Source organism: Sinomonas flava (assembly GCF_039531875.1).
Lineage (GTDB): Bacteria > Actinomycetota > Actinomycetes > Actinomycetales > Micrococcaceae > Sinomonas > Sinomonas flava.
Genome location: NZ_BAAAQW010000003.1, coordinates 267,821 through 287,220, shown reverse-complemented (window position 1 = coordinate 287,220; position 19,400 = coordinate 267,821). Strand labels below are relative to the sequence as shown.

17 protein-coding genes and 3 tRNA genes are annotated in these 19,400 nt (G+C 72.1%); 16 read left to right on the top strand and 4 right to left on the bottom strand.

The window, feature by feature from the left end; translation table 11 throughout:
- Positions 1–150 precede the first annotated feature (150 nt).
- From ABD298_RS04050 to ABD298_RS04035, 4 genes are all read left to right on the top strand, one after another.
- Positions 151–1,221, top strand: coding sequence for a M14 family zinc carboxypeptidase (locus tag ABD298_RS04050; protein WP_344298381.1), 1,071 nt, complete (start codon positions 151–153; stop codon positions 1,219–1,221).
- A gap of 87 nt (positions 1,222–1,308) precedes the next feature.
- Positions 1,309–2,085 carry a fumarylacetoacetate hydrolase family protein gene (locus ABD298_RS04045; protein WP_344298380.1) on the top strand — a complete coding sequence of 259 codons (777 nt, stop codon included), beginning with the start codon at positions 1,309–1,311 and terminating at the stop codon, positions 2,083–2,085.
- Between the two features lie 50 nt (positions 2,086–2,135).
- Positions 2,136–3,659 carry a glutamate--tRNA ligase gene (gene gltX, locus ABD298_RS04040; RefSeq protein WP_344298379.1) on the top strand — a complete coding sequence of 508 codons (1,524 nt, stop codon included), beginning with the start codon at positions 2,136–2,138 and terminating at the stop codon, positions 3,657–3,659.
- The gene (locus tag ABD298_RS04035) at positions 3,652–4,461 is read left to right on the top strand and encodes an HAD family hydrolase (RefSeq protein WP_425564298.1); all 810 of its coding nucleotides are present in this window, start codon (positions 3,652–3,654) and stop codon (positions 4,459–4,461) included. Before gltX ends, ABD298_RS04035 begins: the two co-directional genes overlap by 8 nt.
- Before the next feature lie 26 nt (positions 4,462–4,487).
- Here ABD298_RS04035 and ABD298_RS04030 read toward each other — a convergent pair whose 3' ends face one another.
- Entirely contained in the window at positions 4,488–6,050 is a 1,563-nt protein-coding gene (locus ABD298_RS04030) for a hypothetical protein (protein ID WP_344298378.1), read from the bottom strand.
- A 285-nt stretch (positions 6,051–6,335) separates the two neighbouring features.
- On the opposite strand from ABD298_RS04030, the gene ABD298_RS04025 reads away from it, so the two are divergent.
- From ABD298_RS04025 to ABD298_RS04005, 5 genes are all read left to right on the top strand, one after another.
- A tRNA-Gln gene (locus tag ABD298_RS04025) sits at positions 6,336–6,407 on the top strand.
- Between the two features lie 49 nt (positions 6,408–6,456).
- Positions 6,457–6,529, top strand: a tRNA-Glu gene (locus ABD298_RS04020).
- Positions 6,530–6,617: 88 nt separating this feature from the next.
- Positions 6,618–6,690 (top strand) — tRNA-Glu (locus tag ABD298_RS04015).
- 107 nt (positions 6,691–6,797) lie between these two features.
- Positions 6,798–8,561 carry a dynamin family protein gene (locus tag ABD298_RS04010; RefSeq protein WP_344298377.1) on the top strand — a complete coding sequence of 588 codons (1,764 nt, stop codon included), beginning with the start codon at positions 6,798–6,800 and terminating at the stop codon, positions 8,559–8,561.
- Positions 8,558–10,174, top strand: a complete 1,617-nt coding sequence (locus ABD298_RS04005; RefSeq protein WP_344298376.1) for a GTPase — start codon at positions 8,558–8,560, stop codon at positions 10,172–10,174. Before ABD298_RS04010 ends, ABD298_RS04005 begins: the two co-directional genes overlap by 4 nt.
- Positions 10,175–10,186: 12 nt before the next feature.
- Here ABD298_RS04005 and ABD298_RS04000 read toward each other — a convergent pair whose 3' ends face one another.
- Both ABD298_RS04000 and ABD298_RS03995 read right to left on the bottom strand, forming a co-directional pair.
- Positions 10,187–10,741, bottom strand: coding sequence for a DUF1697 domain-containing protein (locus ABD298_RS04000; protein ID WP_344298375.1), 555 nt, complete (start codon positions 10,739–10,741; stop codon positions 10,187–10,189).
- Between the two features lie 47 nt (positions 10,742–10,788).
- Positions 10,789–11,508, bottom strand: coding sequence for an IclR family transcriptional regulator (locus tag ABD298_RS03995; protein WP_208709018.1), 720 nt, complete (start codon positions 11,506–11,508; stop codon positions 10,789–10,791).
- A gap of 134 nt (positions 11,509–11,642) precedes the next feature.
- Between ABD298_RS03995 and leuC the strand changes: the two genes are divergently transcribed.
- The 6 genes from leuC (at position 11,643) to ABD298_RS03965 (ending at position 18,177) form a co-directional block, all read left to right on the top strand.
- Positions 11,643–13,070 carry a 3-isopropylmalate dehydratase large subunit gene (leuC, locus tag ABD298_RS03990; protein WP_344298374.1) on the top strand — a complete coding sequence of 476 codons (1,428 nt, stop codon included), beginning with the start codon at positions 11,643–11,645 and terminating at the stop codon, positions 13,068–13,070.
- A 13-nt stretch (positions 13,071–13,083) separates the two neighbouring features.
- Positions 13,084–13,683 carry a 3-isopropylmalate dehydratase small subunit gene (gene leuD / locus ABD298_RS03985; RefSeq protein ID WP_344298373.1) on the top strand — a complete coding sequence of 200 codons (600 nt, stop codon included), beginning with the start codon at positions 13,084–13,086 and terminating at the stop codon, positions 13,681–13,683.
- A 137-nt stretch (positions 13,684–13,820) separates the two neighbouring features.
- Positions 13,821–15,146 carry a UDP-N-acetylglucosamine 1-carboxyvinyltransferase gene (gene murA, locus ABD298_RS03980; RefSeq protein WP_344298372.1) on the top strand — a complete coding sequence of 442 codons (1,326 nt, stop codon included), beginning with the start codon at positions 13,821–13,823 and terminating at the stop codon, positions 15,144–15,146.
- An 86-nt stretch (positions 15,147–15,232) separates the two neighbouring features.
- On the top strand, positions 15,233–15,994 hold the full coding sequence (locus tag ABD298_RS03975) for a lysophospholipid acyltransferase family protein (RefSeq protein WP_344299036.1): 762 nt from the start codon (positions 15,233–15,235) through the stop codon (positions 15,992–15,994).
- Positions 15,991–17,055 (top strand): NAD(P)H-dependent glycerol-3-phosphate dehydrogenase, encoded by a 1,065-nt coding sequence (locus tag ABD298_RS03970; RefSeq protein WP_344298371.1) that lies wholly within the window; start codon positions 15,991–15,993, stop codon positions 17,053–17,055. Before ABD298_RS03975 ends, ABD298_RS03970 begins: the two co-directional genes overlap by 4 nt.
- Before the next feature lie 3 nt (positions 17,056–17,058).
- A complete protein-coding gene (locus ABD298_RS03965) occupies positions 17,059–18,177 on the top strand; it encodes a D-alanine--D-alanine ligase family protein (protein WP_344298370.1) in 1,119 nt (372 codons plus the stop codon).
- Here ABD298_RS03965 and ABD298_RS03960 read toward each other — a convergent pair.
- Positions 18,174–18,677, bottom strand: a complete 504-nt coding sequence (locus tag ABD298_RS03960; protein WP_344298369.1) for a DUF3515 domain-containing protein — start codon at positions 18,675–18,677, stop codon at positions 18,174–18,176. The genes ABD298_RS03965 and ABD298_RS03960 overlap by 4 nt on opposite strands.
- A 79-nt stretch (positions 18,678–18,756) precedes the next feature.
- On the opposite strand from ABD298_RS03960, the gene ABD298_RS03955 reads away from it, so the two are divergent.
- On the top strand, positions 18,757–19,400 hold a 644-nt coding region (locus tag ABD298_RS03955), incomplete at its 3' end, for a thiamine-phosphate kinase (RefSeq protein WP_344298368.1).

Genomic DNA, 19,400 nt, shown 5'->3' with positions numbered 1-19,400 from the left:
GGCCGAAGCGGCCGATGCCACCGGCGGGGGAGTCGTGCAGGATTCACTTCATGTCACACGCATGACTGGTAGCGTGAGGGATGTCACGCGCATCCGCCGATGGATGCCCCACGGGCGGCAGCGACGCCGCCAGGAAGGCAGCACAGCACCATGCACCTGAACACCACTCGCACCACACGCACGCTCTCCGCAGCGGTCCTCGCAGGGCTCCTCGCGGTCGGAAGCATCGGCGCCACGGGGACCGGCGCCTTTGCGGTCGGAGAAGGGCCCAACCCGGGGAACGGCTCGACCCAGACCTCGATCCTGCACACCTATGAGTCGATGGTCGCCGAGCTGAAGGCGCAGGCCGCGAAGCAGCCGGCCATGGAGCTCGAGGTCATCGGGCAGACCGTCAAGGGGCGGGACATCCACCTCGTGAAGTACATCTCGAACCCCGCCCACCCGACCATCCTGTACCTCACCCAGCAGCACGGCAACGAGCAGCTCACCACGGAGGGGGCGCTCGCGTTCATCAGGAGCCTCGGCACGGCGAGCACCAAGGGCATCCTGGACAAGGTGAACATCCTCGTCGTGCCGATGCTCAACGCGGACGGGGCGATGGGAGACGTGGACTTCCCGCTCACCGACTACGTGGCCGACGGCGGCCGGCACCTGACGCGCTACAACGCCGTCGGCACGGACCTCAACCGCGACCACGTGGCCAAGGCCCAGCCGGAGACGAGGGCACTGCACGAGAACGTCCTGTCCAAGTACCCGATCCAGTACATGATCGACCTCCACCACCAGGGCACCCAGAGCGAGATCGACGGCAACCTAGTCTCCGGCTCGATCCTCTACCCGACCTCCCCGAGCGTGGACCCGGCCGTCGTCGAGCGGTCCAAGCAGCTCGGCTCGGTCGTCTACGGCGCCATCAGCTCGAAGGGCTGGGGGAACCTGGGCAAGTACGTGGGCGGGTCCGAGGACCGGATCGGGCGCAACGGAGCGGCAGCGCAGTACGGGATCTCCACGCTCCTGTTCGAGATGCGAGGCATGTCCGACCACTACATCGACTCATACGCCCTCGGACAGAAGAGCAACGGCTACCTCATCCAGCAGACCGTGCTCACGCTGACCTCCACGGCCCGAGCGGTCGGGGACGGGTCGGTCGCCACGGCGGACACGTCGTTCTGGGACACGCTGCCCGAGCAGACCAGCCGCCCCGGCGAGGAGGCCGGCGAGTAGGCCGGTGCCCTCACGCACGACGCCGCGTGCCCGCCCCAGGTGGGCCCGCGGCGTCGTGCGCCCTGCGGCCGCGGTAGGGTGAACGCCATGCGCATTGCCCGTTGTGTTGTCGATTCCGAGCCCTTCTACGGAGTGGTCCAGGGGGAGCCCGGCCATGAGACGGTCGCCGCCATCAAAGGCGACCCGTTCTTCTCCGGCGTCGAGCCCACCGGGGTCACGCACCCGCTCGAGGACGTCCGCCTCCTCGCCCCCATCATTCCCCGCAGCAAGGTGGTCGGGATCGGCCGGAACTACGCCGACCACGCGAAGGAGCTGGGCAACGACCTGCCCACCGAGCCCTCCATGTTCCTCGTCGCAAACACTGCGGTGGTCGGCCCGGGCGACCCCGTGGTGCTGCCCGAGTGGAGCGAGGAGGTCTCCTTCGAGGGCGAGCTCTGCGTCGTGATCGGCCGCATCTGCAAGGACGTCCCCCCGGAGAAGGCCGGCGACGTGGTCTTCGGCTACACGGTCGGCAACGACTTCACCGCCCGCGACAAGCAGCGCACCGACCTGCAGTGGGCGCGCGCGAAGTCCTTCGACACCTCCAAGCCGCTCGGCCCGTGGATCGAGACGGACCTGGACGTCGAGGACCTCCGGCTCACCACCCGGGTCAACGGCGAGACGAAGCAGGACGGCACGACGGCGGACATGGTCTTCGGCGTCAACGAGCTCGTCGCGGCGGTGTCCTCCGCCTTCACCCTCCTCCCCGGCGACGTGATCATGACGGGCACGCCCGCCGGCGTGGGCCTCGTATCCGAGGGAGACCGCATCGAGGTCGAGATCGAGGGCATCGGCGCGCTCTCGAACCCCATCGTGCGCCGATAGGGCACGCTCTCGCGGAGGGCCGGCGGGCGGCGCCCTAGAATGGGGGCACTATGACTTCCTCGCCCGCTGAGCCCCTGCTCGACCCCGCCTCCATCCCGTCCGTCACGCCCGACACGCCCGTGCGTGTGCGCTTCTGTCCGTCCCCGACCGGCACCCCGCACGTGGGCATGGTGCGCACGGCCCTCTTCAACTGGGCCTACGCGCGCCACACCGGCGGCACGTTCGTCTTCCGCATCGAGGACACGGACGCGCAGCGCGACACGGAGGAGAGCTACGAGCAGATCGTCGAGGCCCTGCGCTGGCTCGGCCTCACGTGGGACGAGGGCATCGACGTCGGCGGGCCCCATGAGCCGTACCGCCAGTCCCGCAGGCTCGAGCTCTACAGGGACGTCGCCGCGAAGCTCAAGGACGCGGGCTTCCTGTACGAGTCGTTCTCGACTCCGGAGGAGATCGAGGCGCGCCACCGCGAGGCCGGCCGGGACCCCAAGCTCGGCTACGACAACTACGACCGCGACCTCACCGACGAGCAGAAGGCCGCGTTCCGCGCCGAGGGCCGCGAGCCAGTGCTGCGCTTCCGCATGCCCGCGGAGGACGTCGTGTTCAATGACCTCATCCGCGGCGAGATCACGTTCAGGGCGGGCTCTGTGCCGGACTTCGTGGTGGTGCGCGCTGACGGCTCGCCGCTCTACACGCTCGTGAACCCGGTCGACGACGCGCTCATGGGCATCACCCACGTGCTCCGCGGCGAGGACCTCCTGTCCTCGACCCCGCGCCAGGTCGCGCTCTACTACGCGCTGCACGCCGTCGGGGTCGCGAGCTACATGCCGCTGTTCGGCCACCTCCCGTACGTCATGGGCGAGGGCAACAAGAAGCTCTCCAAGCGCGATCCGCAGTCCAACCTGTTCCACCACCGCGACCGCGGATTCATCCCCGAAGGCCTCCTGAACTACCTCGCGCTGCTGGGCTGGTCGCTGTCCGCGGACGAGGACATCTTCACGGTCGACCAGCTGACCGAGCACTTCGACATCGCCGATGTGCTGCCCAACCCGGCGCGGTTCGACGTCAAGAAGGCCGAGGCGATCAACGGCACGCACGTGCGCATGCTCGAGGCGGCAGACTTCCGCGGCCGGCTCGTGCCGTACCTGCGTGCGGCGGGCATCGTGGGGGAGTCGCTGACCGAGCGCCAGGAGGAGATCCTCACCGCGGCCGCGCCGCTCGTCCAGGAGCGCATCACCCTCCTCGGCGAGGCTCCGGAGATGCTCGGCTTCCTCTTCGCCGAGGACTCGGCCATCGAGATCGCCGACGACGCGCGCAAGGGCATGCCGGAGAACCTCGCCGAGGTGCTCGACGCCGCACTCGCCGCCCTCGAGCCGCTCGACGACTGGACCGCCGAGGCCATCCAGGCCGCCCTCCGCGCCGCGCTGGTCGACGGGCTCGGGATCAAGCCGCGCCTGGCCTTCGGCCCGGTCCGCACCGCCGTCTCCGGCCGGCGCATCTCGCCGCCGCTGTTCGAGTCGATGGTCATCCTCGGCAAGGAGTCCTCGCTCGCGCGGATCAAGGCCTTCCGTGGCTGAGGCAGCGGCTCCCGGCACCATCGTGGAGGCGACGCACGACGGCGCGGCCGCACCCGCCGTCGTGCACCCGCCAGCCGCAGGGGAGACGCGCCGGGTGCGGGGCGTCCTGCTGGACATCGACGAGACGGTCGTGGACCTCGAGGGCGCCATGGACCGCGCGCTGCGCGAGGTCAGCGGGCCGCTCCTTCCCCACCTCGGCGAGGACGAGTGGGTCACGTTCTGCCGCATCTTCACGCGCGGCTCGGATGACATCTACGACCGCTACATCGCCGGTGAGATCACGTTCGCCCAGCAGCGGGTCCTGCGCGCCGAACGGTGCCTCGCCCACTTCGGCGCGGCGTTCGTCTCCGGCGCCCAGGCCGCGTCCTGGCTCGAGGCCTACGAGGCCGCGCAGCCGGCCTACGTCCGGGCGTTCGACGACGTCCACCCGTTCCTCGACGCTCTCGAGGCCGCTGGCATCGCCTACGGCGCGGTGAGCAACAACGTCCACGACTACCAGCGGGCCAAGCTGGACACCGCCGGGCTGGAACGGATCCGGATCCTCGTGGGGATCGACGCCGTCGGGGTGGCCAAGCCGGACCCGGCGATCTTCCACGAGGGGCTGCGGCGGCTCGGCACCGCGGCCGAGGAGACGGTCTACGTGGGCGACAACCCCGCCCACGACGTGGTCGGCGCGGCCGGAGCGGGGCTCCGCGGCGTCTGGCTGAACCGGCGGTCGGCGACCCTCGACGCCGAGGCCGCGGCGGCGGTGCCTGTGCAGGTGGCGAGCCTGTCCGAGATTCCGGCGCTCATCGGCTCCTGACAGCCACCGCCGGGCGATCGGGCAGCTCAGGCGAGCGCGGCCTTGCGCCGCGCCTGCCGCCCGATGAGGGCCGCGGCGACGCCGAGCACGATGAGCGCCCCGACGGCCGCCAGTGCCGCTGGCGCGCCGTCGCCCGTCGGCGAGACCCCCGCGACGCCGTCGTGCAGCTGCACTGTCCCGTCGGCGAGGCGCCGGTTGCCGTCGGCGAGCTGGCCGGACCCGTCTGCCAGCTGCTGCGTCCCGTCCGCGAGCTGGTCCGCCCCCGAGGCCACCTGATGGGTGCCGGTCGCGATCGCGGTGTTGCCGTCGGAGAGCTGGCCGGCGCCGTCGGCAAGCCTGGATGCCCCGCCGAGGAGGCCGTTCGCCGGGTCTGCCCCGCCGGTGACGCCGTCGTTGAGCTGCCCTGCGCCGGTGGCGAGGGCCTGGCTTCCCTCGCGCAGCGAGGTCGCGGCCTTGAGGAGTCCGGGGTGCTCGGGGTCGCCGGGCACGCCGTCCATTCCGACCACGATGGCGGAGGTGCCCGAGGCGAGGAGCTCGGTCCCCATGACGAGCCCGGGAGCGCTCGGGTCCCGGCCGTTGAGCTTGCCGTCGAGGATGACGAAGCCGTCCGAGAGCCGCTTGGCTCCGGCACTCAGCTGCCCGGCCCCTGCATTGAGCCGGTCCGCGCCGTCGTGCAGCTGGGCGGCACCGGCGCTGACCTGGCCGGCTCCGGTCTGCAGCTGGCCGGCACCTGCGTCGAGGCGTGCGGCACCGCTGGCCAGGGCGGCGATCTTGTCCTTCAGCAGGGCGAGCGGCACGAGCCCCTGCGGGCCGTTGGCCGCGTCGAGGAGCTGCTGCAGGCCCTGGGCGAGCGCGGCCGTGCCGCTGCCCTGGGCCGCGTCGCCGTTGGCGCCGGGGTAGCCCTTGAGCTGTGCGGTACCGGCGGCCACCTTGGCGGCGCCGTCGGCAAGCTTCGAGCTGCCGTCGTCCAGCTGGGCGGTGCCGTTGGCGAGCTGGGCGGACCCGGCGGCGAGCTGGCCGGCGCCGTCGGCAAGGTTGTTTGGCGCGGTGCCGGACGCGGTGGGGGTGAGCGCCGCGGCGAGGGCCGAGGCCCCGTCGCGGAGCTTCTGGGCTCCGTCGTCGACCTTGTAGACGCCGGGTGCCAGCTTGGCCGTGACATCCGCCTCGACCTTGCCAGTCCCTGCCAGCAGCCGCTGGGCTCCGTCCGCGAGCTGCTGGGTGCCAGGGGCCAGCTTCTCGCGGATCCCGTCGCGGAGCTGGGCCGCCCCGCCGCTGAGCGCCGCCGCCCCGGTCTTCGCCTGCTGGGCGCCGTCGTCCAGCTTCCCGGCGCCGTCGGCGAGCTTCGAGGATCCCGCCGCGGCTTTGCTGGAGCCGTCTGCGAGCTGGGCGGCCCCGTCACTGGCGCGGGCTGCGCCGTCCCGCAGCTGGGCGGCGCCGTCGGCGAGCCGGGCCGTCAGGAGGGTGTAGAAGACGAGGAAGGCCACGAGCAGGAACGCGAGGATCAGAATGGCGATCCTGCGGCCGCGGGGGAGGGCAGCGGCCGATGCGCGGGCGCCGGCTGGCTTCGGTCGGACGAGCGTGCTGAGCATGGGCAAAGGGTCCTCTCGACGTGTCGCGGCTACGTTGCCGCTATGGGGGAGGGCAGTCCGTGGGAAGTTACCAACGAGTAACTTCCCGAGTCTAAACATGACCGGGATCACACGCGCAAGGGGTTGTCCGCGCCCGATCGGGATGCCGCCGCGATGGGGCCTCGGTGCGGGCGGCGTCGATTTGAAGAGGGCCGGAGCATCCGGTAGAGTAATTACTCGTGCTGAGGGGCACGGAACGGAACGGCGCGGGAAAGCGCGCGGGCCGGCCGGAGCTGCCGAAGACAATGGGATATGGTGTAATTGGCAACACTACGGTTTCTGGTACCGTCATTCTAGGTTCGAGTCCTGGTATCCCAGCTCCTGATGACTGCGGGAAAACGCGGTCTGACGGTCAGGTAAAGTACACGGCCCCATCGTATAGCGGCCTAGTACGCCGCCCTCTCACGGCGGTAACGCGGGTTCGAATCCCGCTGGGGTCACGAAGGAATTCAGGCGCATGCCCGAATTCCTTCTTCTTGCCCTCCCTTGCGGGAAGGCGGAATTCCTCCCCCAGGGGAGAAAAGGCGAGGCCCCATCGTATAGCGGCCTAGTACGCCGCCCTCTCACGGCGGTAACGCGGGTTCGAATCCCGCTGGGGTCACCTCGAGAAGGGCCCGGTCCTCGGACCGGGCCCTTCTGCTGTCCCGGGTGCTCCCGCGGCGTGTCGGCCGCCGGGCCGGCGGGGGAGCCTGCTGGCATGATGGGGACGTGAGCTCTCAGATCCCATCAGGAGGCCTTCCGCCCGCAGACGCGCTCGGTCTCCTCGCGGACGTCAGAGACCGCCTCGCGGCCCTCCGCCTCCCCCTCGCGATCGCCGGGGCCGCGGACGCTCGCGCCGATGCCGCGGCAGCCGTCGCCCAGCTCGACGACTACATCCTGCCGCGTTACCGCAGCCTCGACGCACCGCTGCTTGCCGTCGTCGGCGGCTCGACGGGCGCCGGCAAGTCCACGCTCGTCAACGCGCTCGTGGGCCACCCCGTGACCCGCGTGGGCGCAGTCCGCCCGACCACCCGCCGGCCGATGCTCGTGCACCACCCCGAGGACGCGCACTGGTTCGGAGGCACGCGCATCCTGCCCGGGCTCGCACGCATCCGGGGAAGCCGGACGGGGCCCGGCGTGCCCGCGCGGGCCGCCGGGCCCTCGCCGGACTCCGCGGATGCAGGCTCGATCGTCCTGCTGGCCGAGGACTCCGTCCCGCAGGGCCTGGCGCTGCTCGACGCGCCGGACGTCGACTCCGTCGCCGACGACAACCGCCGCCTCGCCGCTCAGCTCCTCTCCGCCGCCGACCTGTGGCTCTTCGTGACGACCGCCAACCGGTACGCCGATGCCGTCCCCTGGCGGATCCTTGCCGAGGCGGCCCAACGGGACATCCTCGTCGCCGTCGTGCTCGATCGGGTGCCTCCGGAGGCCGAGCAGGAGGTGTCCGCCGACCTTCTCGGCTTGCTGGGCCGCCGGGGCCTCGGCGACGCGCACCTCTTCGTCGTGCCCGAAGCTCGCCTCGACGGCCTCGGCATGCTGCCCGCTGGGGCCATGGCGCCGATCAGGGCCTGGCTCGAGGGCCTCGCCGAAGACGCAGCCCAGCGCTCCGCCGTGGCCCGCCGCACGCTGCACGGGGCGGTGCGGGCGCTCGCGTCGCGGGTGGAGTCCGTCGCAGCCGCCGTCGAGGCCCAGGACGACGCCGCACTGCAGCTCGCGTCCGACGCTGCGGCCGCCTACGGCCAGGCCCTCTCACGCATCGCCGCGGCGACCCAGGACGGCGCGCTCCTGCGCGGCGAGGTGCTGGCACGGTGGCAGGACTTCGTGGGAACGGGAGAGCTTGTGCGTGGGATCGAGCAGGGGATCGGACGGGCGCGGGACTGGATCGGAGCGTTCCTCCGCGGCGAGCCCGCGCCCGTCGCCCGGGTCGAGACCGCCATCGAGAGCGGGCTGCTCGCGGTCATCGTCGACGAGGCGGGCACGGCGGCGGAGGACACGGACCGGCGCTGGCGCTCCGACCCGGCCGGCCGCGCCCTGCTCGGCCCCGACGACCTCTCCGCGGCCTCGCCGGGCTTCGCCGACCGCGCGGCCGGGGAGGTCCGCGCCTGGCAGGGGGCGCTGCTCGAGCTCATCCGCCGCGAGGGCGCACAGAAGCGGAGCCGGGCACGCTGGCTGTCGTTCGGCATCAACGGACTGGGCGCGGCCCTCATGGTCGTCGTGTTCTCGATGACCGGCGGCCTGTCCTTGGCAGAGGGCGGGATCGCGGCTGGGACGGCCCTCGTGGGCCAGAAGGTCCTCGAGGCCGTGTTCGGGGAGGACGCCGTCCGGCGTCTGGCCAAGGCGGCCCGCGCCGACCTGGCCGCGCGCTGCGAGCGGCTGCTCGCCGAGGAGCGTGGGCGGTTCGACGCGCGCCTCGACTCGGCACGCGACGCCAGCGCCGCCGGAGGCCTGCGTTCCGCGGCGGCCGTGCTGACCCGTCTCGGCAGGGCCGCGTGAGCCGCCACCGCGGCCAGCGCCGCACGTCCCGCCTCGACGACCGGCTCGAGGCCCTCAACGAAGCCCGCGAGCTCGCCGAGGGCGTCCTCCCGGCCGAGGCCCTCTCCGCGGTCTACGGGGTCCTGGACCGGGCGGCGTCGCGCCGCTCGCTCTCCCGCGGGCACACGGTCGTGGGATTCTTCGGGGCGACCGGCAGCGGGAAGTCCTCCCTCTTCAACGCTGTGCTCGGCGAGCGGATCGCGACGGCCGCCGCCACCCGTCCCACGACCGACGAGCCGCTCGCTGCGGTCTGGGGCGCCGAGGGGAGCGGGCCCCTGCTCGACTGGCTCGGGGTGGCGCGCCGTCACCTCGCCCGTCCCGTCGAGGGCTTCGCGGACGAGCGGAGCGGGATCATCCTGCTCGACCTGCCGGACTTCGACTCGACGGTCGGGGAGCACCGCGAGACGGTCGAGCGGCTCGTGGGCATGGTCGATGTCCTCGTGTGGGTCCTGGACCCCCAGAAGTACGCCGACGCCGCGCTGCACGCGGGATTCCTCGCTCCGCTGGCGGGCCGCGACGCAGTCACGCTCGCGGTCCTGAACCAGACCGACCGCCTCGGCGCCGAGGATCTCCCCGACGTGCTCGCCTCCCTCCGCTCGCTGCTCGACGCGGAGGGGCTCGAGGGCGTGGACATCGTTCCCGCGTCCGCCCTCACGGGCCACGGCGTCGGCGCTGTCCGGGGCGCGATCCGGCGCGTGGCGGCCGGAAACCAGGCTGCGGCCGCCCGGCTCGCGGCCGAGGTCACCGCCGCCGCACGCACGCTCGCGGCGGCCTCCGGCGACGGGACGCCCGCCGGCGCATCCCCCGGGTCCGTGAGGCGCCTCGCGGACCAGCTCAGCGCGGCCGCGAACGTTCCGCTCGTCGTCGAGGCCGTGCGCGCCCACACCCGCCGTGAAGCCGCCGCCCGCACCGGCTGGCCCCTCATGCGGTGGATACGGAAGGTCGGCCGGGACCCGCTCGCACGGCTCGGCCTGACCCGGACAGGAGACACGCCGAGCGCCAACCGCACGTCGCTGCCCCCGCCCTCGCCAGCCGAACGGGCCCGCACGGACGCCGCCGTCCGGGGTTTCGCCGACGCTGCGAGCGAGGGCGCGCCGGGGCCGTGGCGCGCGCTGATCCGCTCGGCGGCCCGGGAGGGCCGGGACAGGCTCTCCGACGCGCTCGACCTCGCCGTCGCAGGCACCGACCTCGGCGCCAGGCGCCGCGCCTGGTGGTGGGGCCTGGCGAACGCTGTGCAATGGCTCGCCCTCGCCACGGCGGTCGGCGGCCTCGTGTGGCTGGGCGCCCTCGCGGGCCTCGGATTCCTCCAGCTGCCCGTGCCGGAGACCCCGCGCGTGGAGGGGTGGCCGCTGCCGACTCTGCTGATCGTCGCGGGGATCGGGACGGGCCTGGCCCTGTCCGTGCTCCTCGCGCCGTTCGCGGCGCTGAGCGCACGACGGCGCGCGGCGAAGGCCCGCCGCAGGCTCACCGAGGCGGTGCGGAGCGTCGCGCAGCGAGAGGTCGTCGGTCCGGTGCGTGAGGCGATCGGCCGTCACGCGGGGTTCGTCGCCGCGCTCGAGGACGCCCGCGGCTGACCAGGGGGCGTCTCAGGCCGCGGGCTCCGGAGGGAAGGCGGCCTGGACCTTGAGGAGCGTGCGCAGGTTCCGCGTCGTCGTGGTGGCCTTGAACTTCGGCTTGGCGGTGGCCTTGGACATCGGCGAGTCGAGTGTCGAGCCCTTCGGGCAGCGCCACGCCGTCGCGACGGGAGATAGCCGCGTGCGCTCGTCTGTCCCGTCCCCGGCCGTGGCGTCCCACAGCTCGTCGAGTGCCGCTGGGTCGGAGGACAGCGTGATGTAGGAGTGGGTGGAGGCATCGTCGGCAGGGTAGGGGCAGGCATCGATGAGCGACCGCACTTCGTCGCGGTCCAGGACGATGACCCACGCGTCGTAGCCGAACGCGTCCCTGAGCGCCTGCTCGACGCGGCTCTTGAGCTCCATCGCGCCCAGGCCGGTGGCGAGGACCACGTTCCCGCTCGCGAGCAGCGTGGTGACGCCCTCGACGGGGAGCGCCGAGAGCGCCTCGCGCAGCGCCGCCATCTTGACGGTGATGCCCCCGACGTTCACGCCCCGTAGGAAGACGGCGTACTCGCTCCTGACGGACATGGCACTCCTCTGGCTCGAGCCGGCAGGTCCCCTGCGCTCGGGCGCGGTCAGTCGTTGCCCTTGCGCAGGGCCTCGGTCAGGAGCCGTCCGGCGTTGCAGACCACCTCAGCATGCTGGCGGCCCGGCTGGCGGGTCAAGCGCTCGATGGGCCCGGAGATGGACACGGCCGCGATGACCCGTCCCGAGGGGCCGCGGACCGGTGCGGAGACCGAGGCGACCCCCGGCTCGCGTTCGCCGAGCGACTGCGCCCAGCCGCGCCGTCGGACGCCCGCGAGGACGGTGGGGGTGAAGCGTGCCTGATTGAGGCCCTCGAGGAGCCGGTCGTGATCCTCCCAGGCAACGAGGACCTGCGCCGCCGACCCGGCCTTCATGCTCAGCTGGGTCCCGACGGGGATGGTGTCCCGGAGGCCGACCGGGCGCTCGGCGGAGGCCACGCACACGCGCCAGTCTCCCTGGCGGCGGAAGATCTGGGCGCTCTCCCCGGTCGCGTCCCGGAGCTGGACGAGGATCGGTCCGGCCGCCGCAATGAGCCTGTCCTCGCCCGCCGCCGAGGCGAGCTCGACGAGGCGGGAGCCGAGGACGAACCGACCCTGGATGTCGCGGCTCACGAGACGGTGGTGGACCAGTGCGAGCGCGAGGCGATGGACCGTGGGGCGCGCGAGGCCGGTCGCGGCCACGAGCTGGGCCAGGGTCGTCGGTCCGGCCTCGAGGGCGTCGAGAACGAGCGCGGCCTTGTCGATCACTCCGACACCGCTAGAATTGTCCATAGGTTGATATTGGCGTCTCATTATCTGAGATGCAAGTCAGTGGAGTGGCCCCCCGTGCGGAGGGCTGGTCCACTTGTAGGACAGGCGGCCCTCCGGGCCGCCGTGAGGACGCGACTGCCGAAGGGAGCTGGGCCGTGGGACGCACACTGGCCGAGAAGGTCTGGGACGCGCACGTGGTGCGCAAGGGCGAGGACGGCCAGCCCGACCTCCTCTACATCGACCTCCACCTCGTCCACGAGGTCACGTCGCCGCAGGCCTTCGAGGGACTCCGCCTCGCCGGACGCCCGCTGCGCCGGCCTGACCTCACGATCGCCACGGAGGACCACAACACCCCGACGATCGACATCGACAAGCCGATCGCCGACCCGACGAGCCGGACCCAGATCGAGACGCTGCGGACGAACTGCAGGGAGTTCGGCGTGCGCCTCCACTCCCTGGGCGACAAGGAGCAGGGCATTGTCCACGTCGTGGGCCCGCAGCTGGGGCTGACCCAGCCCGGACTGACCATCGTCTGCGGCGACTCCCACACGTCCACCCACGGCGCCTTCGGCGCCCTTGCGATGGGGATCGGCACGTCCGAGGTCGAGCACGTCATGGCGACGCAGACCCTGCCGCTCAAGCCGTTCAAGACGATGGCCGTCACGGTCGAGGGCACCCTCAAGCCGGGCGTGAGCAGCAAGGACATCATCCTTGCCGTGATCGCGAAGATCGGCACCGGCGGCGGGCAGGGCTACGTCCTGGAGTACCGCGGGTCCGCGATCCGCGCGCTCTCCATGGAAGCGCGCATGACCATCTGCAACATGTCGATCGAGGCTGGCGCCCGCGCCGGCATGGTCGCCCCGGACGAGACCACGTACGAGTTCATGAGGGGCCGGCCCCACGCACCCCAGGGCGCCGAGTGGGACGCGGCGGTCGAGTACTGGAACACGCTCCGCACCGACGACGACGCGGTGTTCGACGCCGAGGTGTTCCTCGACGCCGACGAGCTCGAGCCGTTTGTCACGTGGGGCACCAACCCCGGCCAGGGCGTGTCGCTCTCGCAGGCGGTGCCGAACCCGGATGACTTCGCCGATGAGAACGCCAAGGCTGCTGCGCGCCGCGCCCTCGACTACATGGGCCTCGCCGCCGGCACGCCGATGAAGGACATCCGCGTCGACACGGTCTTCCTCGGCTCCTGCACGAACTCCCGCCTCGAGGATCTGCGCGCGGCCGCGGACATCGTCCGCGGCCGGACCAAGGATCCGAACGTGCGGATGATGGTGGTGCCCGGGTCCGCCCGCGTCCGCCTCGAGGCCGAGGCCGAGGGGCTGGACAAGGTCTTCACCGAATTCGGCGCCGAATGGCGCTTCGCCGGGTGCTCCATGTGCCTGGGCATGAACCCGGACCAGCTGGCCCCGGGCGAGCGGTGCGCCTCGACGTCGAACCGCAACTTCGAGGGCCGCCAGGGCAAGGGCGGCCGGACGCACCTCGTCTCGCCGGTGGTCGCCGCGGCGACCGCGGTCCGCGGGACCCTGTCGTCGCCGTCGGACCTCGCCCCCGTCCCCGCCACCACCGCCGTCTAGGAAGGACCCCGCCATGGAGAAGTTCACCACCCACACCGGCATCGGCGTCCCGCTGCGGCAGAGCAACGTGGACACGGACCAGATCATCCCGGCCGTGTTCCTCAAGCGCATCACGCGCACCGGATTCGAGGACGCCCTGTTCGCCAACTGGCGCAAGGATGACTCCTTCATCCTCAACCAGGCGCCCTTCGATGCCGGCTCCGTGCTCGTGGCCGGCCCCGACTTCGGGACCGGGTCGTCCCGCGAGCACGCGGTCTGGGCGCTCAAGGACTACGGGTTCCGCGTCGTCCTGTCCTCCCGGTTCGCCGACATCTTCCGCGGCAACTCCGGCAAGCAGGGGCTCCTGGCCGCGGTAGTGGCCCAGGACGACATCGAGCTCATCTGGAAGGAGCTCGAGAACCACCCGGGGACCCAGATCACGGTCGACCTGGCGTCGAAGACCGTCAGCTGCGGGAACCTCGTCGCACCGTTCGAGATCGACGACTACACGCGCTGGCGCCTCCTCGAGGGCCTGGACGACATCGGCCTCACGCTCCAGCATGCGGACGAGATCGCCGCGTACGAGGCCTCCCGGCCGTCCTTCAAGCCCACCACGCTGCCCGCCCGGACCTGATCCGAGCGCTGACCTGAGGCTCGCGTCCGGCGGTTTTCACCTCGCCGGACGCGAGCTTCTATGCTTAGCAGGGTCCTGACGCCGCCCGGCGTGGGATGCAGGCAGGCTGTGGGGGCCATATTGAGGAATAGGTGCAGATGAGCAGTGTCCTGACCATCCGTGGCGGCGTTCCCCTCTCGGGGAGGGTCACCGTCCGCGGGGCGAAGAACCTCGTCCCCAAGGCCATGGTCGCGGCCCTCCTGGGCAGCGAGCCGTCCGTGCTCCGGAACGTCCCGGAGATCAAGGACGTCGAGGTCGTCACGAGCCTGCTGCAGCTGCACGGCGTGTCGGTGGAGCGTGACGAGGTCTCCGGAGACCTCACGCTCGACCCCAAGGAAGCCAAGACGGCCCACGTGGCGGACATCGACGCCCACGCCGGCGACTCGCGCATCCCGATCCTGCTCTGCGGGCCGCTCATCCACGCGATCGGCGAGGCCTTCATCCCGGACCTCGGCGGATGCCGCATCGGCGACCGGCCCATCGACTACCACCTGAACGTCCTGCGCCAGTTCGGCGCCGTCGTGGACAAGCGCCCCGGCGGGATCAGCATCTCCGCGCCGCGCGGCCTGCGCGGCGCGAAGATCTCCCTCCCGTACCCGAGCGTGGGCGCGACCGAGCAGGTCCTCCTGAGCGCGACCCGCGCCGAGGGCATCACGGAGCTCTCCGGAGCGGCGACCGAGCCCGAGGTCATCGACCTCATCGCGGTGCTGCAGAAGATGGGTGCGCTCATCAGCGTCCAGTCGGACCGCACGATCAGGATCGAGGGCGTCGCCGAGCTCGGCGGATACCGGCACCGCGCCCTCCCGGACCGCAACGAGGCCGCCTCGTGGGCCTCGGCGGCGCTCGCGACCCGCGGCGACATCTTCGTCGAAGGCGCGAGCCAGCGGGACATGATGACGTTCCTGAACGTCTTCCGGAAGCTCGGCGGCGGCCTGGCGATCGAGGACGACGGGATCCGCTTCTACCACCGCGGCGGCAAGCTCTCCCCGCTCGTGCTCGAGACCGACGTCCACCCCGGCTTCATGACCGACTGGCAGCAGCCGCTCGTCGTCGCCCTCACCCAGGCCGAGGGCGTCTCGATCGTCCACGAGACGGTGTACGAGAACCGCTTCGGCTTCACCGAGGCGCTGCGCCGCATGGGGGCCACCATCCAGGTCCACCGCGAGTGCCTCGGCAGTGTCCCGTGCCGGTTCGGCCAGCGCAACTTCCTCCATTCGGCCGTGATCTCCGGCCCCACCAGGCTGCACGGGGCCGACTTCGACATCCCGGACCTCCGCGGGGGCTTCAGCCACCTCATCGCGGCCCTCGCCGCCGAGGGCGTCTCCCGCGCGACCGGCATCGACGTCATCAAGCGCGGCTACGAGCACTTCACGGACAAGCTCGCGGCGCTGGGCGCAGACTTCGACCTCGAGGAGGCCCGGTGAGTGCGGGACCCGTGAAGAGGGGCACGAGCGAGACGGCGGGGGAGCGGTTCGCGTTCGCCGTGGCAGCGACCATCGTGCGGCCGCTGATGAACCTCCTCATGGCCAAGGAGTGGCGCGGCACCGAGCGGCTCCGGGACCTGCCCGGCGGAGGCGGCTTCATCGCGTGCCCCAACCACTGCACGGAGATCGACCCGCTCACGGTGGGGCACATGCTCTACAACCACGGCCGGGCGCCGCACTTCCTCGCCAAGGCGGGCCTGTTCAAGCCGCCCGTGCTCGGGCAGATCATGCGCGGCACCAAGCAGATCCCGGTCGAGCGCGGCGGGGCAGGCGCGGGCACGTCCCTCGAGGTGGCGCGCCAGGTCATCGATGAGGGCGGGGCCATCATCGTGTACCCCGAGGGGACACTGACGAGGGACCCCGCACTCTGGCCGATGAAGGGCCACACCGGCGCAGCGCGGCTCGCGCTCAAGACAGGTGCACCGGTGGTCCCGATCGCCCACTGGGGCGACCACGAGGTCTTCCCCCGGTACGCCAAGCGCCTCCACCTCTTCCCGCGCAAGAAGGCCGTCGTCCTCGTGGGCGAGCCGGTGGACCTGAGCGACCTCGAGGGCCGGCCCATGGACAAGACGACCCTCGTCGAAGCCACGGACCGGATCATGGACGCCATCACGGCCCTCCTCGCCGAACTGCGCGGCGAGGAGCCCCCGGCTGAGCGCTGGGACCCCAGCGCCCACCAGCAGAGCCTGCACGGCCGCGACGTCGAACGCGGTTCCAAGGTCGCGCGGCAGCCGAATCGTCAGGCCAGCCCGACGGAAGCGCCCGACGACGCCGGGCGGAGCGCGTGAGTGCACCGCACCCGGGGCTGGGGGAGCCACTGGGCCGCGGCCGGTTGCGGCGCATCGCCGTGATGGGCGCGGGCAGCTGGGGGACCACCTTCGCGAAGGTCCTCGGGGACGCTGCGGCGAGCCACGGCGCACACCGGACGATCCGCGTCTGGGGACGGAGCCCCGAGGTCGTGGCAGACATCAACGCGCACCGCAACGCGAAGTACCTCGACGCGATCGAGCTCCCGGGCTCCATCAGCGCCTCGACCGACCCGGCCGAGGTCCTCGCCGAAGCGCAGCTCGTCGTGCTCGCGGTCCCGGCACAGTCGCTTCGGGACCAGCTGCTCCTCTGGCGGGGCCACATCCCGGACGCGGCCATCGTCATGTCCCTCATGAAGGGCCTGGAGATCGGCACCGACAAGCGCATGAGCGAGGTCATCGCTGACGTCGCGTCCATTCCGGCAGAGCGCATCGCGGTGCTCTCGGGCCCCAACCTCGCCCTCGAGATCGCGCGGTGCGAGCCGACCGCGTCCGTCGTCGCCTGCAGCGACCCCGAAGTCGCCCACTGGATCGCCGAGGCCTGCACTGCGCCCTACTTCCGCCCCTACATGAGCACCGACGTGGTGGGGGTCGAGATCGGCGGGATCGTCAAGAACGTCATCGCCCTCGCCGTCGGGATCTGCGAGGGCAAGAGCATGGGCGACAACACCAAGGCCACCGTCATCACGCGCGGCCTGGCGGAGACCACCAGGCTCGCCGTCGCGCTCGGCGGCGACCCCCAGACCATGGCCGGGCTCGCCGGCCTCGGGGACCTCGTGGCCACGTGCTCGTCGAAGCTCTCCCGCAACCACACCGCCGGCAGCCTGCTCGGTCAGGGACTCAGCGTCGAGGAGGTCGGCCTCCGCATGACCCAGGTGGCCGAGGGCATCAAGTCCGCGGCGGCCGTGCACGAGCTCGCGCAGCGGCTCGGCGTTGACATGCCCATCACGGCCGCGGTCGTGGCGGTGCTCAAGGGCAGGCTGCCCGTGGACCAGCTCGAACCGCTGCTGCTCGCGCGGCAGCTCAAGTCAGAAGGCGACTGAACAGTGACAGACTCTAGGAAGATCCGCGTCGCACTGCTCTTCGGGGGGCGCTCGAGTGAGCACGCCGTGAGCTGCGTGACCGCGGCCGGGGTGATGGGCGCCATCGACACGGACAAGTACGAGGTCGTGCCTGTCGGCATCACCCGCCGCGGCCAGTGGGTCCTCTCGGACGGCGACTGGCACCAGTGGGCGCTCAACACCGGGCACGCACCCGAGGTGTCGCCCGCCCAGGCCACGGTCCAGCTGACGGAGGGGGGCGGCAGGCCGCGGCTCGTGGTCTCCGAGCCCAACCGCGTTCCCCGCGAGCTGGGGGATGTCGACGTCGTCTTCCCCCTCCTCCACGGCGCATTCGGAGAGGACGGGACCGTCCAGGGGCTCCTCGAGCTCGCCGACGTCCGGTATGTCGGGGCCGGCGTGCTGGCCTCGGCTGTCGGCATGGACAAGCACTTCATGAAGGTCGCCTTCGAGGCCGCCGGACTCGCGGTCGGGCCGTACGTTGCGGTGACCGACAGGCAGTGGCGCCGAGACCCGCAGTCGGTGCGCGACGCCGTCGGCCGCCTCGGCTACCCGGTCTTCGTCAAGCCGTGCCGCGCCGGCTCCTCGGTGGGGATCTCGAGGGTGGAGGGCCCCGAGGGCCTCGACGCCGCCATCGAGGAGGCGCGCCGCCATGACCTGCGGCTCGTCATCGAGGCCGGGATCGTGGGCCGGGAGATCGAGTGCGGCGTCCTCGAGGGACGAGGCTGCGACGCGCCCCGGACTTCCCTCCCCGGCGAGGTCGCGGTCCGGAAGGGCGGCCACTCCTTCTACGACTTCGAGGCCAAGTACGTCGAGGACGACGCCGCCGCGCTCTCCTGCCCGGCGGACCTCCCCGAGGAAGCGATCGCCCGGGTGCGCGAGCTCGCGGCCGTGGCGTTCGACGCCGTGGCGGCCGAGGGCCTCAGCCGTGTCGACTTCTTCTACACGCCCGCGGGCGAGTTCGTCATCAACGAGATCAACACGATGCCCGGATTCACGCCCATCAGCATGTACCCGCAGATGTGGGCCGCGACGGGCATGTCCTACCCCGAGCTCATCGACGAGCTCATCCAGCTCGCCCTGGCGCGCCCCACCGGGCTGCGCTAGCCCTTCGTGGGCAGGCTCGCGAGGTCCTCCTGGCCCACGCAGTGCCGCGTGGCCGGGACCTTCGAGACCGCCGAGGAGAGGCTCGCAAGCACGGTCGCGGAGCTGATGCGGTCGTTGTCCAGGAGGAGCTCGGTCGCCGGTTCGCGCCCGAAGGTCGTCAGGGTGTAGTACTTGTCGCCCTCCTTGATGACCCAGTCGATGCCGTTGACGCTCACGCAGCGGTCGGTCGTCGGCCCGGGCGAGGCGACCCCGCAGCGGAGCACGACGGCGGAAGGGTCGCCCCACGCTGCGGTCGCCTGGCTGGTGGTCTTGCGGAGGGCCGCATCGCCGAGCGTGTCGGGAAGGGCGAGCATGAGGGGCGCGCACGCCGGGTTCGCAGCGTCCGGCGCTGCCTGGACGGAGACGGGGGAGGAGCATCCCGCGAGGAGGGCCGCCGCGGCGACGAGGGCGACGGGGGCCGCGCGCCTGATGAGTCGGGCGGGGCGACGGCGTGCGGACATGCTTCTCCATCCGGGACTCGAGGGGTCCATCCAGCGTACCGCCCGGGATGGCGGCCGGGCGCCGGACTAGGCTGGGGGCGTGACCGAGACCCAGAGGAGAACGATCCGCGTCCGCGAGCTGAGCGAGGCGGAGCTCCTGGCGCGGATCTTCCCCCGGCTGGCTGTCCTGGGCTCCGCGCTCCTGGGCCCCGGCGACGACGCCGCGGTCATCGCTGCCCCCGACGGGCGAGTGGTCGTGAGCACGGACACGCAGACCCAGGACCAGGACTTCCGCCTCGTCTGGCCCTCCGGCTACCGCAGCTCGGGGCAGGACGTGGGGTGGAAGGCCGCCGCCCAGAACCTGAGCGACATCAACGCGATGGGTGCCGTTGCGACCGCCATGGTGGTGAGCCTCACCCTTCCCGACGACACCGAGGCGGCATGGGTCGAGGGAGTCGCGGACGGACTCGTCGATGCCGTCCGGTCCCTGGGTGCCGCGGGGTGCACGGTCGCAGGCGGCGACCTCGGCCGCGGCGGTGAACTGTCCGTGACCGTGACGGTGCTCGGAAGCCTCGAGGGCAGGGACCCTGTGCTGCGCTCGGGCGCGCGCGCCGGGGACCTGCTCGCGGTCGCCGGCCGCGTGGGTGACGCCGCCGCCGGCCTTGCGCTCCTCGAGCACGGGCCCAGACACGAGGCGCTCGGCCCGGACCTCGCCGCCGTCGTGACCGCTCACTGCCGCCCCTG